19 protein-coding genes are annotated in these 18,456 nt (G+C 64.8%); 10 read left to right on the plus strand and 9 right to left on the minus strand.

The annotated features are described in order from the left end of the window. Positions 1-82 precede the first annotated feature (82 nt). From pqqC to pqqA, 3 genes are all read right to left on the minus strand, one after another. A complete protein-coding gene (gene pqqC / locus S58_RS08925; protein ID WP_377811993.1) occupies positions 83-838 on the minus strand; it encodes a pyrroloquinoline-quinone synthase PqqC in 756 nt (251 codons plus the stop codon). Between the two features lie 20 nt (positions 839-858). Further along, on the minus strand, positions 859-1,788 hold the full coding sequence (gene pqqB / locus S58_RS08930) for a pyrroloquinoline quinone biosynthesis protein PqqB (protein WP_015664960.1): 930 nt from the start codon (positions 1,786-1,788) through the stop codon (positions 859-861). A 227-nt stretch (positions 1,789-2,015) separates the two neighbouring features. Then, positions 2,016-2,096 carry a pyrroloquinoline quinone precursor peptide PqqA gene (gene pqqA, locus S58_RS08935; protein WP_012029362.1) on the minus strand — a complete coding sequence of 27 codons (81 nt, stop codon included), beginning with the start codon at positions 2,094-2,096 and terminating at the stop codon, positions 2,016-2,018. Between the two features lie 305 nt (positions 2,097-2,401). On the opposite strand from pqqA, the gene S58_RS08940 reads away from it, so the two are divergent. Continuing rightward, entirely contained in the window at positions 2,402-2,659 is a 258-nt protein-coding gene (locus S58_RS08940; protein ID WP_015664961.1) for a DUF6894 family protein, read from the plus strand. Between the two features lie 41 nt (positions 2,660-2,700). Here S58_RS08940 and S58_RS08945 read toward each other — a convergent pair whose 3' ends face one another. Further along, complete coding sequence (locus S58_RS08945) at positions 2,701-3,135, minus strand: group III truncated hemoglobin (protein WP_015664962.1); 435 nt, start codon at positions 3,133-3,135, stop codon at positions 2,701-2,703. A gap of 81 nt (positions 3,136-3,216) precedes the next feature. Next, on the minus strand, positions 3,217-4,323 hold the full coding sequence (locus S58_RS08950) for a lactonase family protein (RefSeq protein ID WP_015664963.1): 1,107 nt from the start codon (positions 4,321-4,323) through the stop codon (positions 3,217-3,219). 316 nt (positions 4,324-4,639) lie between these two features. Here S58_RS08950 and S58_RS08955 point away from each other — a divergent pair, with 316 nt between their 5' ends. The 4 genes from S58_RS08955 to S58_RS08970 all read left to right on the plus strand — a co-directional run bounded on the left by S58_RS08955 (position 4,640) and on the right by S58_RS08970 (position 8,358). Continuing rightward, entirely contained in the window at positions 4,640-6,031 is a 1,392-nt protein-coding gene (locus S58_RS08955; protein ID WP_015664964.1) for an amidase family protein, read from the plus strand. Beyond that, entirely contained in the window at positions 6,031-6,507 is a 477-nt protein-coding gene (locus S58_RS08960; RefSeq protein ID WP_015664965.1) for a glutathione peroxidase, read from the plus strand. The genes S58_RS08955 and S58_RS08960 overlap by 1 nt, the downstream gene beginning before the upstream one ends. After that, positions 6,504-6,752 (plus strand): DUF3297 family protein, encoded by a 249-nt coding sequence (locus S58_RS08965; protein ID WP_015664966.1) that lies wholly within the window; start codon positions 6,504-6,506, stop codon positions 6,750-6,752. Before S58_RS08960 ends, S58_RS08965 begins: the two co-directional genes overlap by 4 nt. Positions 6,753-7,302: 550 nt before the next feature. Beyond that, on the plus strand, positions 7,303-8,358 hold the full coding sequence (locus S58_RS08970; RefSeq protein ID WP_015664967.1) for a hypothetical protein: 1,056 nt from the start codon (positions 7,303-7,305) through the stop codon (positions 8,356-8,358). A gap of 162 nt (positions 8,359-8,520) precedes the next feature. Here the strand turns inward: S58_RS08970 and S58_RS08975 are convergent, their stop codons facing one another. Both S58_RS08975 and S58_RS08980 read right to left on the minus strand, forming a co-directional pair. After that, positions 8,521-9,153, minus strand: coding sequence for a hypothetical protein (locus S58_RS08975; RefSeq protein WP_015664968.1), 633 nt, complete (start codon positions 9,151-9,153; stop codon positions 8,521-8,523). Continuing rightward, entirely contained in the window at positions 9,116-9,424 is a 309-nt protein-coding gene (locus tag S58_RS08980) for a hypothetical protein (protein WP_042339039.1), read from the minus strand. Before S58_RS08980 ends, S58_RS08975 begins: the two co-directional genes overlap by 38 nt. A gap of 143 nt (positions 9,425-9,567) precedes the next feature. Between S58_RS08980 and S58_RS08985 the strand changes: the two genes are divergently transcribed. Both S58_RS08985 and S58_RS08990 read left to right on the plus strand, forming a co-directional pair. Continuing rightward, positions 9,568-9,984 carry an SRPBCC family protein gene (locus S58_RS08985; RefSeq protein ID WP_015664970.1) on the plus strand — a complete coding sequence of 139 codons (417 nt, stop codon included), beginning with the start codon at positions 9,568-9,570 and terminating at the stop codon, positions 9,982-9,984. Between the two features lie 303 nt (positions 9,985-10,287). Beyond that, the gene (locus tag S58_RS08990; protein WP_015664971.1) at positions 10,288-11,790 is read left to right on the plus strand and encodes a CidA/LrgA family protein; all 1,503 of its coding nucleotides are present in this window, start codon (positions 10,288-10,290) and stop codon (positions 11,788-11,790) included. A gap of 935 nt (positions 11,791-12,725) precedes the next feature. Here S58_RS08990 and S58_RS08995 read toward each other — a convergent pair. Continuing rightward, positions 12,726-14,075, minus strand: a complete 1,350-nt coding sequence (locus tag S58_RS08995) for a malonyl-CoA decarboxylase (RefSeq protein WP_015664972.1) — start codon at positions 14,073-14,075, stop codon at positions 12,726-12,728. A 121-nt stretch (positions 14,076-14,196) separates the two neighbouring features. Beyond that, a complete protein-coding gene (locus S58_RS09000; protein ID WP_015664973.1) occupies positions 14,197-15,003 on the minus strand; it encodes an AraC family transcriptional regulator in 807 nt (268 codons plus the stop codon). A gap of 62 nt (positions 15,004-15,065) precedes the next feature. On the opposite strand from S58_RS09000, the gene S58_RS09005 reads away from it, so the two are divergent. From S58_RS09005 to S58_RS09015, 3 genes are all read left to right on the plus strand, one after another. Then, complete coding sequence (locus S58_RS09005) at positions 15,066-16,259, plus strand: MFS transporter (protein ID WP_015664974.1); 1,194 nt, start codon at positions 15,066-15,068, stop codon at positions 16,257-16,259. 113 nt (positions 16,260-16,372) lie between these two features. After that, entirely contained in the window at positions 16,373-17,170 is a 798-nt protein-coding gene (locus S58_RS09010; protein ID WP_015664975.1) for a transporter substrate-binding domain-containing protein, read from the plus strand. Positions 17,171-17,400: 230 nt separating this feature from the next. Beyond that, positions 17,401-18,300: a hypothetical protein gene (locus tag S58_RS09015; protein ID WP_042339042.1), complete on the plus strand. Its 900-nt coding sequence runs from the start codon at positions 17,401-17,403 to the stop codon at positions 18,298-18,300. Positions 18,301-18,456: the final 156 nt, after the last annotated feature.

Consider the following 18,456-nt stretch of genomic DNA (forward strand, 5'->3'; position numbering starts at 1 on the left):
CCCCCCACCCCGACCCTCCCCCGCAAGGGGGGAGGGAGAGCACCGTTTGCGCGGCGGTAGCTTCGCTTCGAAGTCAACACGCTCAGCTCTCCTTCGGCACGAAGGCACCCGGCGGGATGTTGCCTTCGACATAGGCGTAGTACAGCGCGTCGAGCTGCACCCAGAGCACGTTGGTCTTGAAGATCAGCGCATTGCAGACGGCGGCGCGCTGCTCGGGCGTGGTGGCGTGCTCCTTGACGTAATGCAGCGCAAAGTTGGCATCGCGCGGCGCCTGGGTGAGACGGCGCTTGAAGTAGCTCATCGTGTCGTTGTTGACGAAGTTGTAGTGCTCCAGCATCCCCGAGATGCGCTCCTCGTGGATGCTTGGGGCGAACAGCTCGGTCAGCGACGAGGCGATCGCCTCCAGCGGCGAGCGGTCGCGGCAGAAATGCACATAGGCCTCCACCGCGAAGCGCGTCGCCGGCAGGATGCCCTCGGTCGACTCGACATAGGCGGTGTCGAGACCGAGACCTTCGGTCAGCTTGATCCAGCGCTCGATGCCGCCTTCGCTGCCGATATCGCCGTCATGATCCTCGATGCGATGCCGCCATTCTAGCCGCGTGGCGCGGTCGCGGAAGCGCGTCATCACCATCGCATCCTTCAGCGGGATGGTCGACTGGTAGTAGTAGCGGTTCAGCGCCCAGGCCTGCACCTGGCCCTTGTTGAGCTTGCCGCTGTGCAGCAGCTTATGGAACGGGTGGTGATTGTGATAGCGCGTCGCGCCGATGTGGCGCAGCGCCGCTTCCAGCTCGCTCGCATTGTTCAAGGTCACGCCACGGCCAATCGACAGCGCCGTCATTCCACTCAGATTCAGCTCACTCACAGCACGATCTCCATCCCTTCGGCGGGGATTTCCCATCCCTCGCGTTCTAATGCTTGCCGCTCGGGTGAGGCGTGCAGCCACGCCGGATTGGAGTTGTTGATGTGCAGGAAGATCTTCCTGCCGATCGCGAGGTCCGAGAGCTGCTTGATTGCGCCGCTTTCTCCGGACATCGCGATATGTCCCATGCTCTGCCCGGTCTTGTTGCCGAGTCCGGCCTGGATCATCTCGTCGTCGCGCCACACCGTGCCGTCGAACAGCACCAGCGGCGCGCCTTTCAATCTCGTTCTCAAGTCGTCGTCCACGTTCGCGCAGGCGGCGATGACGTAGCAATATTGGCCGCTCGCCAGATCTGCGATCTTCAGGCCCAGCGTGTCACCGGTCGACGAACTGCCGCCGGGATGCTGCCTGTCGCGCAGATACCAGGCGCTGGTTCCGGACACCGCGAACGCCGTGATCTCCAGGCCCGAAGCCGAACCGTCCTGGAGTTGCGGCCGGAACGGCGCATCGATCTCGATCGGCAGGCGCTTGACGGTCTCGTCCTTCAACACATCGAAGATGTTGTTCGATCTGAGGATCGCAAGCACCTTGGGATGCGCATGGATCGAAAATGGTGAGCTCTCGCGCATCGACAACAGCCCGGTGATCGCGTCGATCTCGCCATTGGTCAGGATCACGCCGGCGATCGGGCTGTGGCGCAGGGCCCCTCGCTTCGGATGCAATTGCGGCGTGCGGGTGACCTGCTGGCGCAGATCGGGCGAGGCGTTGACCAGGAACCAGTTCGCGCCGTCGGCGCTGACCGCGACCGAGGCCTGGCTGTTGCTGATCTCAGGATGATCGGCGCGCGCAGCGCGGCAAATGTTGCAGCCGCAATTCCATTGCGGCACTCCACCGCCCGCGGCGGCGCCCAGGACGACGATGCGAAGCATGAGCCGTCTCCTGGAATTCAGCTGTGGTGGCGCACGCGATTACCAGCGGCAGGATGACCAACAGTCAGGACGAGGCGAGATGACCGTCAGGTCAAGAACCGGCAGGTCAAAGAGGTGACGAGGGTGGACATCGGACCAGCGTACGGGCTGGCACATACGCGATCGCTGATCCCCACCCTCAAGCGTCGACGTCCTGATCGGCGAGACCGGGACGTCACACCCGCGAATTATTTGCGGGCCGCGCAGGCATACATGTTGATTTCCATGCCGACCGGCACTTCAACGATCTTCGGTGCTTTCCAGGCCATTGTCCTCTCCTTCAAGATGGGACGGTTATCGTCCTCAGCATTAAACTACCGTGCTACGAAAAGTTCGCCAGTGGAATCTTTTTGTTTGAGCCTCTCAGGCCTGTTTATTGCAGTGCGAAGTTGCAGATGCGAGTTGCTGCCGTTTTCGTCAGATTGAGCCGCGAAAACAACGAATTCGTGATCGATGGCTTCGCAAGACCGTTCAATTCGGTCCCTAGCTTGGGGGACTGAGCGGACCGGATAAAGCAGTCGTGAGATGTTCGAGACTTCAAAACCCCAGCGCGCGACCCCATTGGAAGCTGATGATGCCTAGATATTTCTTCAACACACGGATCGGCGAGGAACTGGTCTCCGACACCGACGGCGAGCTGCTGCGAAACCCCGACCGCGCCTGGGAAGTGGCGCGCGACATGATCAAGGAACTGCTGCGCACCGAAGGTGGCAACGCGGCGCTGATGACGGCCGTCATCGAGGTCACCGACGAGGAGGGCGAGATCGTGCTGGAGTTCCCGTTCTCCGAAGCGATCTTCAACATGACGGCGCAGTCGATGACGCGCCATTGAGCGCAGAGCGGCGGTGTCGCCGCTCCTCGGCCGCGTGCGAGTCAGATCGAATGACGGGGGCGCACCAGGTCGCCGCGCGTGCTGGCGATGGCCATCTCGAAGCTGTCGGCGATGCGGCGGGCGCGGATGATGAAGAGTTCGGCGAGCTCCGGCGCGAACAGGTCGCGCACCGTGGCTTCGAACAGCTGCAGCCAGCGGTCGAAATGCGGCCCCTGCAGCGACAACAGCAGATGCGGCCGCATCGGCGCGCCGGTGTAGCGGCCTGTCTTGAGGAACATCGACGACCAGAAATCGCTGATCCGGCCGATATGTTCGTCCCAGTCCTCGACGGCGCGGTTGAAGATCGGGCCGATCAGTTCGTCCTCCCGAGCCCGTCCGTAGAACGTCTGCACGAGCAGGCGGATGGAGGCCTCGTCGAGTTCCGGATGTTGAACTGCAAGGGGATGACGATCGGGCTGGGCGGCAGGGCTATTCATGGCGCTGTATATAGGAGCTGATAGCGCCGATGGAAACGTCGAGGCCGCCGCTCATGATCTTGCGACGGCCCCGTCGGCCGGTCATGGCAGGCTGACGAATTCCACCCAGTTCGGCTTCTTGCCGACGGCATAGGATTTCAGCTTCTCCAGCGCGCCGCTGGCGGCATCGATCCGGTAGACGGTCATGCCGTTCGACACTTCGCCAACGGCGGCCAGGTAGCGGCCGGTGGGATCGATGTTGAAGCCGCGCGGCTGGGTCTCGGTCGGCACGCTGCCGATCAGCGTCAGGCGTCCGCTCGCCGCATCGATCTTGAAGGCAGCCAGCGTGTGCGAGCCGCGCTCGGAGGCGTAGAGGAACTGGCCATCCGGCGTCGCATGCAGGTCGGCCGCCCAGGGCTTGCCGGAGAAGCCTGAGGGCAGGGTCGTAGTCCGCTGCTGCTCGCTCCAGGCGCCGTTGTCGGCATCATAGGCATAGACGGCGAGATCGGCGTTGAGCTCGTGCAGGAGATAGATGAACTTGCCGTTCGGGTGGAAGATGAAGTGGCGCGGCCCTGATTTCTCCGGCGTCTTCACCGTCAGCGCCTCCTTTGCCGTGAGCGTCCCGGTCGCGGCATCGAAGGCGAAGCCGAGCACCTGGTCGGAGCCGAGATTGGTCGCGAACACGAAGCGGTTGTCGGGCGAGGGCAGGAAGGCATGGGCGTTCAACCCGGTCGGGATCACCTGGCTAGGTGCGGCGACCACGCCATTGGCCTGGACCGGATTCACCGCGACCTTGTTGCCGCCATAGGAGGCGCTGAACAGCACCTTGCCGGTGCGGTCGAAGGCGATGTTGGCCATGCTGTCGGCGAGCGGGCCGTTGCCGATATGGCTGAGCTGGCCGGTCTTGGCATCGATCGCAAAGCTCTCGGCGACGAACGGCTGCGAGCGGATGCCTGCGATCAGCACGCGCTTGTCCGGGCTGACGGCGAGCGGGGTCGACGAGCCCGGCTTCTCGATGCCGACGAAGGCGGCGGTCTGCACCGGGACCATCTCGCCGGTGGCGGCATCGAATTTGAACACGCTGATGTCGTTGCTGTCGGCGTTGCCGACATAGGCGAAAGTCTCGGCATGGCCTGCGCGCGGCGCGAGGCTGGCAGCAGCTGCGGCCAAAACAAGTGATACGGCCATGACGGTGCCCGATCTGATCATGTGGTTTCCCCCTTTGTGATGTTCTTGCTTGAGGTCTTAAAGTTGATTGCGAGGCTTGGCCAAGCCTGATTCCGGATCGATCGATGCAGGATCGGTATTGATCCTGCGGTCGTCGCTTGCAGCATCCCGGCCTCATGGTTCGAGACGCCCCGCCTGCGGCGGGCGTCTCGAAGGACGGCCGCGGCATGACTGCTCCGCACGAAGAGCGTGAGGCGTAGGCCAGTCGGACCGCGCTTGTGCATGGCCACCTCGCCTGGCGCGGCTTTCTCCGTGCTCTCCGTCGCGCTAAGAACGCGGAGTCACCACGGAGTTCCCCATGACCGATCTCTGGCGCCTGCCGGCGGCCGACCTCGCCGCCCTCATCAAGTCCAAGCAGGTCTCCGCCCGCGAGGCCGCGACCGCGGCGCTGGCCCGGCTCGATCAGGTCAACCCGGCGATCAACGCCGTGATCGACCACCGTCCTGAGGACGTGCTGCAGCAGGCCGACACCATCGACGCAAAGCTGGCGCGTGGCGAGGACCCCGGGCCGCTCGCCGGCGTGCCGGTGACGATCAAGGTCAATGTCGACCAGGCCGGCTTCGCCACCACCAACGGCCTCAAGCTGCAGAAGGACGCCATCGCCTCAGTGCACAATCCGGTCGTCAACAACTTCGTCAAGGCGGGCGCCGTGCTGCTCGGCCGCACCAATACGCCTGCGGTGTCCTATCGCTGGTTCACCAGCAACCTCATTCACGGCCACACCAAGAACCCGCGCGACCCTGGGATCACGCCTGGCGGCTCGTCTGGGGGCGCCGGCTCGGCGACGGCGGCCGGCATCGGTCACATCGGCCACGGCACCGACATCGCGGGCTCGGTGCGCTATCCGGCCTATGCCTGCGGCATCCACGGCCTGCGCCCGACGGTCGGCCGCATCCCCGCCTTCAACACCTGCTTGCCGGAGCGCCCGATCGGCCCGCAGATCAGCGCCGTCTCCGGCCCGCTGGCCCGCACCGTCAACGACGTCAGGATCGCGCTGGCGGCGATGTCCGCGCGCGACGTCCGCGATGTCTGGTGGATGCCGGTGCCGCTGGAAGGGCCGCCCCTCCCGAAACGCGTCACGCTCTGCGTCAACCCGGACGGCCTCAATCCCGTGCCAGAGGTGGTCGCTGCCTTGCGCGATGCCGCCAAGCGCCTCGAGGCCGCCGGCTGGATAGTCGAGGAGGTCCAGGACACGCCGCCGATGCAGGAGGCCGCATTGCTGCAGACCCGGCTGTGGCTCGGCGACGGCTACGAGGCGCAGCTCGCGGCGGCCGAGACGGAGGGCGATCCCGGCGCGCTCGCCTGCCTGCGCGGCGTCAGTGACAAGGTACATCCGTTCGATCTCTCGGCGACCTTGGCGCGGCGCGCCGCGCTGACGCGGCAGTGGCTGCTGTTCATGGAGCAGCACCCGCTGCTGCTGCTGCCGGTGTCGGGCATGCTGCCGTTCGCCGACCAGCTCGACCGCAAGGACGAGGAGTCCTTCCAGCAGGTCTGGCACGCCCAGCTGACGCAGATCGCAATCCCGTTCTTCGGCCTGCCGGGCCTCGTGGTCTCGACCGGCATGGTCGGCCGCATTCCCGTCGGCGTCCAGCTGGTCGGCCAGCGTTTTCGCGAAGACATGTGCCTCGCCGCGGGCGAGGCGATCGAGGCTGGCGGCACGCCGCCATCGCCGATTGATCCGGTGGTCTGATGGCCAGCATCTACGATTTCACCGCAACCTCGCTGTCCGGCGAGGAGGTGCCGCTGAAGCGGTTCGAGGGGCAGGTGCTGCTGATCGTCAATACCGCCAGCGCCTGCGGTTTCACGCCGCAATATCGCGGCCTCGAGGCGCTGCACCGGGCCTATGCTGACAGGGGCTTTGCCGTGCTCGGATTTCCCTGTAACCAGTTCGGCGCCCAGGAGCCCGGCACGGCGGAGGAGATCGGCGCGTTCTGCGCCGGCAAATACGACGTCACCTTCCCGCTGTTTGCGAAGATCGACGTCAACGGCGCCGACGCGCATCCGCTGTACCGGTTCCTGAAGGGCGAGAAGACGGGCCTGTTGGGCTCGGCGATCAAGTGGAATTTCACCAAATTCCTGGTCGATCGCACCGGTCACGTGGTGTCGCGCCATGCGCCGACCACCACGCCCGAGGCGTTGAAGAAAGACATCGAGGCATTGCTGTGAGCGACAACGAGACAACCCCATTCCCCGACCGCCTGTCGGTCGATCCGAAGAGCCCCTATTACAATGCGGAGATCCTGTCGCGCGACGTCGGCATCCGCTTCAAGGGCGCCGAGAAGACCAATGTCGAGGAATATTGCATCAGCGAAGGCTGGATCCGCGTCACCGCCGGCACCGCCAAGGACCGCCACGGCAACCCGCTGACCATCAAGGTCCACGGCCCGGTCGAGCCGTATTTCAAGGATTGAGGGCAGGGCGCGCCATCGCGTGCGCCCCCTGTGCCGAATGCGTCGGCGGTCTGCCTCTCCCAGGCTCGTCGTCATCGCTAGCCACCCGGTCCGCGCGAAGCGCGGCCGGATGACAGGCTCCGCGACGCGATCCAGGGCCGCGCAAGGACTCTGGATTGCGTCGCTCCGCCGCTCCGCTCGCAATAATGCGGAACGAGCTCGTTCCACCCCAGCTGTCATCGTCCGCGAAAGCGGACGATCCAGTATTCCAGAGGCCGCGGTGATGAACCGAGAGGCCGCGGCGTGCTGGATTCCCCGCTTTCGCGGGGGAATGACACTGAGGATGCCGGGCGTGCTCGGCCTCACGAACATGGTGGACCGCCGCGACGGTTAGCCCAGTTCGCTCCTAAAATTGAGCGACGCTCAAAAATATCTTGAACGCCGCTCAAGTTCCGCTACACTCACTCTCATCTGCCACGTCGGCACCGGCTCCTGACGCGCAGCGCCCCACGGCGCTGCTGCGACCGGCCTTCGCGTGCCATGTCCGAGCGGGCCACAATGGGTGATGACGATGTCCTATTCCGACCATGACCTCCGCGCCGCCGCTGGCGCCGGCGCGATCAGTTCCGACGACCTGCAGCGGCTTCTGACGTATCTCCAAAGCCGGGTACGCGCGACCGCCGCTCCCTCGGCGAAGTTCGATGCCGCGCATCTGCTCTGGTACGCCGGCGCGCTGATCGTGATCGGCGCGATGGGCCTGTTTTCGACGGTCGCCTTCTCGCAGATGGGCGGCCGCGCGCTGACGGCCTGCGCGCTCGCCTATGCCGTGGCATTCGGCCTCGTCGGCAACCACCTCTGGCGTCGTGATCTCCGCGTCCCCGGCGGCCTCCTGATCGCCATCGCCGTCTCGATGGCGCCGCTCGCCGTCTACGGCGTGCAGGAGGAGCTCGGCTGGTGGGGCAAGTTCGGCAAGCCCGGCACGGTCCATGACTTCTACATCTGGATCAAGGGCAGCTGGCTGTTCATGGAGCTCGCCACCATCGTCGCCGGCGCGATCGCACTGCGCTTCTACCGCGTGCCCTTCATCGTCGCGATCATCTCGGTGGCGCTGTGGTTCATGTCGATGGACCTCACGCCCTGGATCTTCAACGTCAGCCATTTCGACTGGGAGATGCGCCGCATCGTGTCGATCTGGTTCGGCCTCGGCATCCTCGTGATTGCCTGGATCGTCGACTACACCAGCGATAGCCGCGACTTCGGCTTCTGGCTGCATTTGTTCGGCTTGCTGGCCTTCTGGGGCGGCATCACGGCCACCGACGGCGCCACCGAGCTCGGCAAGGCCGTCTACTGCCTGCTGAACGTCGGCCTGCTCGCGATCGCCGTCATCATCGTCCGCCGCGCCTACGCCGCGTTCGGCGCCATCGGCATCACCATGTATCTTGGCCATCTCGCCGACGTCGTGTTCAAGAACTCGCTGCTCTTCCCGTTCGCGCTGTCGCTGATCGGCGTCGCGGTGGTGGCAGTGGGGCTGGCGTATCACCGGAAGCAGAAGGTGATTGCGGAGTGGCTCGGGGCCAATCTGCCGCCGGCGGTGCTGCGGCTCAGGCCGCAGGAGGCGGCGGTTTAAGGTCCTGCGCTACGACCGTGCTTCGAGACGCCCGCGGTTTCGGTGGGCTCCTCAGGACGAGGTTCGTATCCGCGGAAACAGCTTAATCCCTCATGGTGAGGAGCGCCGCTCGCGGCGCGTCTCGAACCATGAGGCCCGAGCAGTTGGCGCCTGTGTGCGGGGCTACGATCCGAGCGGCGCGATGCCATGCATTTTCAGCATCGCATCGACATATTGCGGGTAGCTGACAGAAAGATCGGCGCTGACAGGGTGCTCCCGGTTGGCAGCTACGAATTGGCGAAGGGTATCCAGCTGGCCGAGCTTGATGAGGAAAATCGGCACGTACATGACGAATGCAGGCGATGCCCTTCGTTTATCCACGGCTGCGCGCCACAAGGCCTCTATGTTGGTGTGCGCCTGAATGTATGGGTACCCGCAGGTCCGGATGCAGTGAACGATGTCGTCCGCAACGTTTGGCTCCAACGCTTTGCCGCGATAAGTCCAGGAAATCCTAGCCCGATTGTCAGCGTCCTGTTCGGCAAGCTGCTGCAAGTTGATCATGATCAGTGGCGGTCCATTCTTGCCGTATCGCCATGGTGCCCCCGACATCTTCAGCGCTTCGCTGCTGGCCTTCAGGAATTCGTCGTTGAACACGCCGACGACAGGGCCCAGGCTGTAACGTCCGGAGTCCACGCCAATCCATCCTCGCCACGCGTTGATCCATGGCTTGACATAGATCCCGCGGGATGGCTGCCGAAAGCCATCCTGAGAGAGCGACTCAGAAATGCGTTTCGAAATTTCCTGTGATGGATTCATGTATCTCTCTTGGGTGGTCCTTCGTAACCTCAGCTTGCGACCCCCTCAGCAGAAGTTTCGCGAATTCTACGCCCGTCCAAATTCCCAGAAGGCCACCGAGGCCGACGCCGACCAGAACGCCCAGCAGCGCGAGGATGCTCCAGTCGCTGTGAATGCCTCCAGGCGCGAAACTAAGGGCAAAGAAGCTGAGCGTCAGTGCCGCGTAGCCGAGAATGGTCGCGCCAAGCGCGCCGCCCACCAGGGCTGCGACTGCAACGAATGATGCTCGCATCGCTATTGCCACCCACAATCCTTGCAGCGGTCCCCGAGCAAAAAATTATTTCACCAACTGTCGGGGAACGCCAGCCCGTATCGTCCTTCGAGCACACATGCTGCACACTTGCGGCGAGCCGTCAAAATCGAGGAGCAACATTCATGCGGATCACCGTCGAAACCACCGTCGCAGCCCCCATCGATCAGGTCTGGCGCGCCTATACGACGCCGGCCGACATCGTGAAATGGAACGCCGCCTCGGATGACTGGCATACGACCAAGGCCACGGTCGACCTGCGGGAAGGCGGCGCGTTCTCGTCGCGGATGGAGGCCAAGGACGGCAGCATGGGCTTCGACTTCGCGGGCACCTACACGAAGGTCGTCGAGCACAGACTGATCGAATATGCCTTCGGCGACCGGAAGGCCGAAGTCCACTTCGAGCCTGGCCCGAAGGGCGTGGTCGTTCGCGTCGTCTTCGATGCCGAAACGACGCATTCGGTCGAGCAGCAGCAGGGCGGCTGGCAGGCGATTCTCGACAGCTTCGCGCGATATGTAGAGGCGAAGCCAAAGGCGTCCTGACGGGAGCGGGATGGTGGTCCGAAATCGGTGCACAAACTGATCGTCGACGGCGGCCGATGTGGTGCGACGACCTTGTTCGGCGTTACCGAAATCGAGGTCAGCCCATGCAGCATCACGGCAGGCCGCTTTCGATGTCTTCATAAAACCCTTGTTAACCAGTCTCGAATTCCGCGCCCGCGAGGCGGGAGCGGCGAGGTAGTTTTTTACTCTGCTTTAGACGCGCCCCCGTAATTCAACGGGGGGCGCGCGGCAGCCGATCATCAAAGTGGGAAGCGCGCGCTGCTCGGGAAGCAGAAGTGCAGCATGAGTGATCGGAAGTCGTGGGCGGGGGAGGTGCTTGCCGAGGCATCGGCGATAGGTTGGCAGGCGCCGCAAGCCTTGGGAACCTATGCCTTCCTGATCTCGCTGCTGAGCGTCTTCTATGTGTCCAACACCTCGCTCCTCCTGAGCCACTACGATCTGGGCTGGCATCTTGCCGCCGGGGAGTTGATCCGTAGCGAAGCGCGCGTTCCGTTCCAGGACCCTTGGTCGTTCACGCTTGGCACCAAGCAGTGGTTCAACCTGTCATGGCTTTGGGATGTCATTGCCAGCATGATCTTCGCGTCCGCCGGGTATGGCGGCCTCGTCGCCCTGGTCGTGGCGTGCGGCGCGCTGATCGTCGGATATCTCGCATCCGCCTGCCTGGGGAGCGGGGCGTCCGCGCTCGCCGCCTGCATCGCGACGTTCGCGGCCTGCATGTTGTATCCAGCCTATGAAGCTGCTCCCAACAGCTATCTGGCGGCGTCTCCCAACGTCGCGACCATGCTGTTCAGCGTGGTCTTCTACCGGGAATGTCTGCGGCCGACGAAATTGTTGGTGTTGCCCTTGCTGATGGTGCTGTGGGTCAACCTCCACGGTGGATTCGTGCTCGGCTTCTTCATCCTCGCCGTGTTCGGCGGCGGCGCCGTCCTGCGGCGCGACTGGAATGGATTCAAGGCCATCGTGCTGGCAGGGATCGGCTGTTTGGCTGCGACCTTCGTCAATCCGCTGGGGTGGCAGATCTACCAGGGCGTGACGGCGACCTTGGGGCACTTCGTCCAGCGCAACATCGGCGAGTGGCTTCCGTACGCGCACAACGTCGAAATCCCCGGCAGCATTCCCGGAATGGCCTATATCCTTGCGTTCATTGCACTCGAGCTGCGTTACGGTCGCTCGACGAAAATGCGCTTGGAGTCGCGCGTTCTGTCCTGGGTGTTTCTCGGACTCGGGCTCTATCAGTTTCGATACATCGCATTCTTCTTCATCTTCTCGGCGATCCCGGTCGCCCTGCACCTCGATCGGCTTCTCCCCAGATGGCTGCCGCAGCTGCAGGTCCAGCGGGCGCTCCTGACCGCCGCGATCGTCGGCGCCTGCGTCCTCCCGCTCACGCTGTTTCGGGTCCAGCCGGCGCTCGGCCTGCCCGAGATGCTGTCGGAACGGGACGCCGAGTATCTGCAAACACATCTCGCGCATGCACGGGTGCTCAACCACTGGAACGTCGGCGGCTACCTGATCTTCTTGACCCATGGATCCGTCCCCCTGTTCGTAGATGGGCGCGCCGCAACCGCCTATCCGGATGACCTGCTGAGGGACTACTTCAAGCTCGTGCGCTGGGACATCGATGAAAGGGATTGGGATGAGGTGCTGGAGAAATACCACATCGATGCGGTGCTGTGGCTGAAGGCGCATGAAGAGCTGAGGCAGTTCCTGGTCGGAAAGCGAGGCTGGAAGGAAGATCACACCGGCCTCTACGAAAGCGTCTACACGAGACCGGGCGTCGCACGCTGACGGAGAAGCGGACCGTTCAGAGCGTTTGCTTTGCGGTTCGGCAGCCGCCGGCGCATCGACCGTATCGGCCGTGTCTCGGAGCAGAACTTTCCGCTTGACAAATTCCGAAAATCAGCAATGATGCTGATATCCTGCCTCATCGCAGAGGGGCGTACGCGTCGTCACGAACGTCGGGGCAGGGATGCGGTGGCCGCGGAGATGTCGGTAGACGACCGGCGTCGTTGCGGACGGAGAAGTCGTGTGGTCCTGGCCTCTCGACGCTGAGGTCAAGTTCGCAAGCGTTGCTTGACGGCACGCGCGAACGATGGGGGCAAGAGAGCCCGATCCCCAGGGAGAGCACGAAGGACACCGTTCAAACCATTGCGCAGGGAAGGCCGGAATGCACCGGTCGTACCTGTGGTTCCTGCCCCGTGCACTTTCTCACGCACGGGGGCCATGGGTGTGGCCAGCACCCGGTCTTCCCTGCGCCCTAAGCACCTATCAGAGGGACATGATCGATGCAGCACTCGGGCGCAATGCGCCGCGAGGCTACGGTCGCACGTCCCCAGCTGTTTGAGATGTGAAAGCGGTTTTTCCACAGCGTCGTCCCGGGCAAGCCATGACGCGCGTAGCGCGTGATGGCGCCGACCCGGGACCCATACGCCGCGGCGGAGGTGGCTTGGTGAGGCCTAACGACAGGCCTGCCCCAAACCGCTCCCTGTGGGTATGGATCCCGGCGTTCGCCGGGATGACGGCAGTGTTTGTGGCATGAGCACACCATCTCACCGGGCGTCATTGCGAGCGCAGCGAAGCAATCCAGGCTGTCTCTGCGGAGATAGTCTGGATTGCTTCAGCGCAAGGGCGCCTCGCAATGACGGAGATTGGAATGGGCGGCGTGCCCGACAGCGTCGCGGGGGCGGGAGGACGTGAGAGAGCGCTCCTCGCGCCCGCAACTCCTACGACGACAACCTCATGTCCAGCAGCCGCCGGCCCTCGTTGCGCAACAGCTTCTTGACCGCGCTCGACGCCACGACCTCGCCGTCATTGGCATAGGCCTCGTGGTTCTTCTCGATGTCCTCGAGCCGGTAGAGATAATTGACCATCACGGTAGCGGATTCGCGCTGGCCCTTGGACGAGAGATCGCCGAGCCAGTTGATGCGCTCGAGCCGGGCGCCGTTGCCGAGATGGAAGCGGGCGACGGGATCGATCACCTTGCCCTTCGACGTGCGCGCCTTCAGGAAATAATGCGCGGCGAGCGGCTCGATCACGGCGCGCAGCTCGGTGGTGATGTCGGCATCTTCGAAGCAGCGCGGCTCGTTCAAAAGCTTGAGCACGTTGCGGTCGTCCTCGGTCGCGTCAGTGGTCTGCTTCAGCCAAGCCATGAAGCCGGGCACCGGCGACAGCGTGACGAAGGTGTCGAGCTTCGGCAGCTCGCGCCTGAGCTCCTCGACCACCTGCTTGATCAGGAAGTTGCCGAACGAGATGCCGCCGAGGCCGCGCTGGGTGTTGGAGATCGAGTAGAACACGGCCGTGCGGGCGCGGTCGGACGGCACCGGCGTGCGATCGACCGCGAGCAACGGCGCGATGGCGCCGGGGATGGTCTCGGTCAGCGCGATCTCGACGAAGATCAGCGGCGCATCGGGCATCGCCGGATGGAAGAAGGCGTAGCAGCGGCGATCGATCGGATCGATGCGGCGGCGCAGATCGTCCCAATCGTGGATCTCGTGCACCGCCTCGTAGCGGATGATCTGCTCGAGGATGTTCGCCGGCGTCGACCAGTCGATCTTGCGCAGCACGAGAAACCCCCTGTTGAACCACGAACTCAAGAGATGCACGATGTCGCGATCGAGCGCTGCCAGCTCCGGGTTGGCCTTCAGCAGGTCCTGCAGATCGGTGCGCATCGCGACCAGCTCGGGCGTGCCGCCCGGCGCACGGTTGAGGCGACGGATCAGCTCCTGCCGGCGTGGCTCGGAGGCGAAATGCAGCGCGCTCGCGCCTTCATCCGACGGGGCGGCGCGCCAGTCGTCGATCGCCTTGGCGAGCCTCGCCGTATCGGGGCCGAAATCATGCACCAGCGCGGTGAAGAACGCCTTGCGTCCGTCGGCGTCGAGATCGTGATAGCCGTCGAGCACGTCGCGGGCCATCGCGGTGCCCGAGGCCTCGCCGGCGCCCGACACCAGCGCCTCGCACAGCTCGGCCAGGCTCTTCGCGTCATGCTTGTCGACAGCAGCGCCGCCACCGCGCAAAAGCGTCCGGCCGCGCTCGGAAATCGTGGTGATCAGGTCGGTGAAAAAGGCGTTGGCCATCTGGTGTCGGTCGAATCCCCATCGCGCGATGGCTGTGATGTTACATGGATTTATGGCAAAGGTGGCCACATTCAACCATAACAAATCGTCAACACCGCCGTCGCGGCGCGCATGCGCGAGGTCATGTTCCGGACTGCTCGACGAACTCCGTGGGCGTGCGGCCGGTGACCTGGCGGAACGCGTGCGAAAACGCCGGCACGCTGGCATAGCCGAGATCGGCGGCAAGCTGCTTGACCGAGAGATGACGGTCGGTCGACAGCCGCTCGATGGCGGCTGCAATCCGGGCGCGCTGGCACCACGCCTTGAAGCTCAGCCGCGTCTCCGCGGCGAACAGCCGCGACAAGGTGCGCGCGGAGCTGCCGACCTTGCCCGCCAGGGTCGCCAGATCCTCCTCGCTCGCGGGGGAGGCGAGAACGAGCTGGGCCGCGCGCCGGGCGCGCGGGTCCTGCGGCAGCGGAATGAAGGTCGAGGAATCCTCGGCGCGGCGCAGCTCGACCAGCGCGAGGCGCACCAGCATCGCGGCACGTTCGGCGCCGCCCTCGTGCGCGAACAGCGCCAGGATCACCTGATGCAGCAGCGGCGACACCTGCACCACGAATTCGCGGTCGAGCCGCACGCCGCGCGTCTCCCGCTTGAGCCAGTCGAGCTCGAAATACAGCGTGCGCATCTGGCTGTCCGCCAGCATGTCGATGGCATGGGCGTGGCGCGCCGGTACCCAGACGGCGCGATCCGGCGGCACCAGCCAGCGTCCCCTGGGCGTCGTCACCTGCATCGTGCCGCTGGAGGCGTAGATCAGCTGCGCCTCGCGGTGCATGTGCGGATCGAGCCTGATGCCCTTGTGATAGGTGCGCGCGATCAGATGGACGCCGGCCTCAGTCGTCACGCGGTCGGCGCCGAGCGCCTTCAATGGCGTTTCCACGATGGTCATTGGCGCCTTCTCGTTAGTCGCGTCCATTATAACCGATTTGCAGGATATCGAGGACAGGTCTCATGAACAGCCCCCGCCGCGTGATCGGCTTCGTCAACGCGGCCCATTTCATCGACCATTATGCGATGCTGATCTTCGCGGCCGCCGTCATCATCATGGGCCCGGCGCTCGGCATGGCCTATGCGGACCTGTTGCCCTATGCGACGCCGGGCTTCATAGCCTTCGGCGCCGGCTCGCTGCTGACGGGCTGGCTCGGCGACCGCTGGAGCCGGCGGCACATGATGCTGATCTTCTATCTCGGCATCGGGCTGTCGATGATCTCGGTCGGCTTCGTGCAGACGCCGTGGCAGCTCGGTGCGGCGCTGCTTGCCATCGGCCTGTTCGCCTCGATCTATCACCCCGTGGGAACCGCGATGCTGGTGTCCTATGCCGACCGGTTGGGGCGCGACATGGGACTGAACGGCGTGTTCGGCAATCTCGGCGTCGCCTCGTCGGCGCTGGTCACCGGCGTGGTCGGGCAATATCTCGGCTGGCGCTTTGCCTTCATCGTTCCCGGGGTGATCACGGTGGGCATCGGCGTGATCTTCGCGCTGTCGGTCGTGCACGAGGACCGCAGGGGATCGAAGCAGGCGGCGGCGCAGGCGCGGATCGCGCGCGACCAGATGTGGCGGGTGGTGCTGGCGCTGCTGCTGGTGGTGATCGCGATCTCGACGACGTTCAACGCGATCACGGTCGCATTGCCGAAGCTGTTCGCGGAGCGGCTGGCCGGGCTGACGCAGAGCCCGGCGCTGCTCGGCGTCATCGCCGCGGGAGTCTATGTGTTCGGCGCCATGACGCAGTACACGATCGGGCGGCTGCTGGATCGCCATACGCTGAAGGCTGTCGCGCTGCCGCTGTCGCTGGTGCTCGCGCCGCTGCTGTATCTCGCCGCCGATGCCCGCGACTGGGCGCTGATCGTGGCCTCGATCGGCATCGTCATGGGCGCGTTCGGCCAGGTCACCGTCAACGACGCGATGGTCGGCAAGTACACTGCGGAAGAGTGGCGCTCACGCGCCTATGCCGTGCGCTATTTCATCGGCTTCACGGCTGCCGGCGCCTCCGTCGGTCTCGTCGCCTGGCTGTATGAGCGCGGCGGCTTCGTCACCATGCTGCAGGCCTTCGCCGCGCTGTGCCTGGTCGCGATCATCGCTGCGCTGATCCTGCCGCCGGAGCTTCCGGCGGCGCAGGCCGCGCTGCAGGCGGCGCCGGCGGAGTGAGGATGCGATGGTGATCGTCGCAACGCAACGGATGCTGCTCCGCAGCGTGCGTGCGGCCTTGCATTGGGCCGTGCGCGCGCCATGATGACCGCCGACGCAACGAGGAGGGGACGATGGGCCAGTGGCGCGGGCTGCGGGCGGCAGCGCTGGCCGTCGTAGCAGTCATGATCGCATCGTCTCACGTCAGTGCTGCCGAGCTCAGGGACGAGATCGCACCGACCGGCCGGCTGCGGGTGGCGATCGCGATCAGCCCGGCGGGCGGCGCGTTCTGGTCGACCAGGACCGAAAGCGGCTATGCCGGAGTTCCCGTCGATCTCGGCCGCGCGATGGCGGACAAGCTCGGCGTGCCCGTCGACTACGTCGTGCACCAGAATTCCGGTCAGATCACCGATGCCGCCGCCAAGGGCACCTGGGACGTCACCTTCCTGCCGAAGGACCCCGAGCGCGAGACGAAGATGGCGTTCGGGCCGATCTACGAGGTCGCGGACGCGACCTACATCGTCAAGGCGGGCTCGAGCGTGACGAATTTCGCGACGCTCGATCAGCCCGGCATCAAGGTCGCCGCCGTCAACAACACCACGACCATGCGCGGCGCGATCGCGCATCTGAAGAACGCCGGCGTGACCGGCTATCAGACCTATGACGAGATCTTCGGCCTGCTGCAGCGGGGCGAGATCGACGCCTTCGCGCTGTCGCGCGACCAGCTCAACGCGCTGGCGAAGAAGCTGCCGGGCACGCGGGTGCTCGACGAGACCTTCAAGAAGACGGTGACCGCGGTCGCCGTGCCTCCGGGCCACCCGCAGGCGCTGGCCTTCGTCACCAGCTTCATGACCGAGGCGGCCACCAACGGCCTGCTGCGCAAGGCCTATGACGACAACGGGCTGAAGGAGACGCCGCTGAGGACTCACTAGATCTGGCAAGACCGGCGCTATCGATAAGAATGCCAGGTCGAACAACAACGACGATCGTGTTCATGAGAGGAGAATTTGCTGACCGCGCTGATCCACCCAAATTTCCTCAGTTGCCAAGCCTTCCCCAGCGGCGCAGCCTCAATCGATACGCATGCGTCATACTGACAAATCCGTGCTCATCGTCCTGCATCGGCGGCGCCCATGGATCTGAACATATTGGGGATCGACCGATGATCATCCGTTACACAAGGATGCTCGTACTTGGGGTGGCTGCCGTGGCCGCCTTCGCTGCAGCGCAGGCGCTGGCGCAGACCGACGCGCAGCGCAATGCAATCAAGTCGGCGTGCCGGTCGGACTACATGTCGAACTGCGCGAGCGTGCCGCCCGGCGGCGCCGCGGCCTTCCAGTGCCTGCAGAAGAACATGGCCAGCCTGTCGTCATCATGCCAGACCGCCGTGAAGGCGCTCGAGCCCGCTGCGGAGGCGAAGCCCGCGGTCGATGCAAAGCCGGCGGCCGCGTTGCCGGCTGCGAGCAAACCTGTGGCCGTTGAGGCACCCAAGCTCGCCGCTGAGCCTCCGAAGGCCGCCGCGCAGCCCGCGGCGCCTGCTCAGGCCGCAACGGCTGCCAAACCTGAATCGCCGAAACCGCCGGCATCAGCCGTGGCGGCACCGGCCGCCAAGCCGAACGAGGCGCAGGTCGCGGCCATCCGCAGCGCCTGCAGCTCCGACTATCCCAAGGTCTGCAGCAGCGTACCGCCGGGCGGCGCTGGCGCGCTGCAGTGCCTGGAGCAGAACAAGGCGAAGGTGTCGGCATCCTGCGGCAAGGCCATCGCGACTGCCAATGGTACCAGCGCGCCGGCGGCCGCGAGCGCAACACCGGCTGCCGCTCCGGTGACCACAGCCGTTGGTACGCCGGCTGCGGCTCCGGCAGCGCCCACGATGGTGCTGCGGCCGCTGCGTCCGCTCGAAGAATTGCGCATCGTCAGGGCGGCCTGCGGCTCGGATGCGCGTGCATTCTGCAGCGGGATCGAGCCGGGCGGCGGCCGGGTCGCGCAGTGCCTCGCAGCCAATGCCAGTGCATTGTCGCCTGGCTGCAAAGGCATGCTCGCGCAATTCGCCGCCAATCGGTAACCGGGTCGGTTGCCGGCTCGCGGTCTCGGCAGATGCACGAAAATGGTGCGACTGGATCGATCCACCCAAATTGTCACAGTTGCCAGGCTGCAGTGGTCCAGGCAGATTTCCATCAGGGTGGATATTTAACTAATGAGATATTGGTCTTCAGGAGTT

It is taken from the genome of Bradyrhizobium oligotrophicum S58 (assembly GCF_000344805.1).
Lineage (GTDB): Bacteria > Pseudomonadota > Alphaproteobacteria > Rhizobiales > Xanthobacteraceae > Bradyrhizobium > Bradyrhizobium oligotrophicum.

What these genes read in the sequence shown, in the direction of transcription:
- pqqC (WP_377811993.1), bottom strand. Translation starts at nt 838, where the DNA reads ATGACGGCGCTGTCGATTGGCCGTGGCGTGACCTTGAACAATGCGAGC.
- pqqB (WP_015664960.1), bottom strand. Translation starts at nt 1,788, where the DNA reads ATGCTTCGCATCGTCGTCCTGGGCGCCGCCGCGGGCGGTGGAGTGCCG.
- pqqA (WP_012029362.1), bottom strand. Translation starts at nt 2,096, where the DNA reads ATGGCCTGGAAAGCACCGAAGATCGTTGAAGTGCCGGTCGGCATGGAA.
- S58_RS08940 (WP_015664961.1), top strand. Translation starts at nt 2,402, where the DNA reads ATGCCTAGATATTTCTTCAACACACGGATCGGCGAGGAACTGGTCTCC.
- S58_RS08945 (WP_015664962.1), bottom strand. Translation starts at nt 3,135, where the DNA reads ATGAATAGCCCTGCCGCCCAGCCCGATCGTCATCCCCTTGCAGTTCAA.
- S58_RS08950 (WP_015664963.1), bottom strand. Translation starts at nt 4,323, where the DNA reads ATGATCAGATCGGGCACCGTCATGGCCGTATCACTTGTTTTGGCCGCA.
- S58_RS08955 (WP_015664964.1), top strand. Translation starts at nt 4,640, where the DNA reads ATGACCGATCTCTGGCGCCTGCCGGCGGCCGACCTCGCCGCCCTCATC.
- S58_RS08960 (WP_015664965.1), top strand. Translation starts at nt 6,031, where the DNA reads ATGGCCAGCATCTACGATTTCACCGCAACCTCGCTGTCCGGCGAGGAG.
- S58_RS08970 (WP_015664967.1), top strand. Translation starts at nt 7,303, where the DNA reads ATGTCCTATTCCGACCATGACCTCCGCGCCGCCGCTGGCGCCGGCGCG.
- S58_RS08975 (WP_015664968.1), bottom strand. Translation starts at nt 9,153, where the DNA reads ATGAATCCATCACAGGAAATTTCGAAACGCATTTCTGAGTCGCTCTCT.
- S58_RS08980 (WP_042339039.1), bottom strand. Translation starts at nt 9,424, where the DNA reads ATGCGAGCATCATTCGTTGCAGTCGCAGCCCTGGTGGGCGGCGCGCTT.
- S58_RS08985 (WP_015664970.1), top strand. Translation starts at nt 9,568, where the DNA reads ATGCGGATCACCGTCGAAACCACCGTCGCAGCCCCCATCGATCAGGTC.
- S58_RS08990 (WP_015664971.1), top strand. Translation starts at nt 10,288, where the DNA reads ATGAGTGATCGGAAGTCGTGGGCGGGGGAGGTGCTTGCCGAGGCATCG.
- S58_RS08995 (WP_015664972.1), bottom strand. Translation starts at nt 14,075, where the DNA reads ATGGCCAACGCCTTTTTCACCGACCTGATCACCACGATTTCCGAGCGC.
- S58_RS09000 (WP_015664973.1), bottom strand. Translation starts at nt 15,003, where the DNA reads ATGACCATCGTGGAAACGCCATTGAAGGCGCTCGGCGCCGACCGCGTG.
- S58_RS09005 (WP_015664974.1), top strand. Translation starts at nt 15,066, where the DNA reads ATGAACAGCCCCCGCCGCGTGATCGGCTTCGTCAACGCGGCCCATTTC.
- S58_RS09010 (WP_015664975.1), top strand. Translation starts at nt 16,373, where the DNA reads ATGGGCCAGTGGCGCGGGCTGCGGGCGGCAGCGCTGGCCGTCGTAGCA.
- S58_RS09015 (WP_042339042.1), top strand. Translation starts at nt 17,401, where the DNA reads ATGATCATCCGTTACACAAGGATGCTCGTACTTGGGGTGGCTGCCGTG.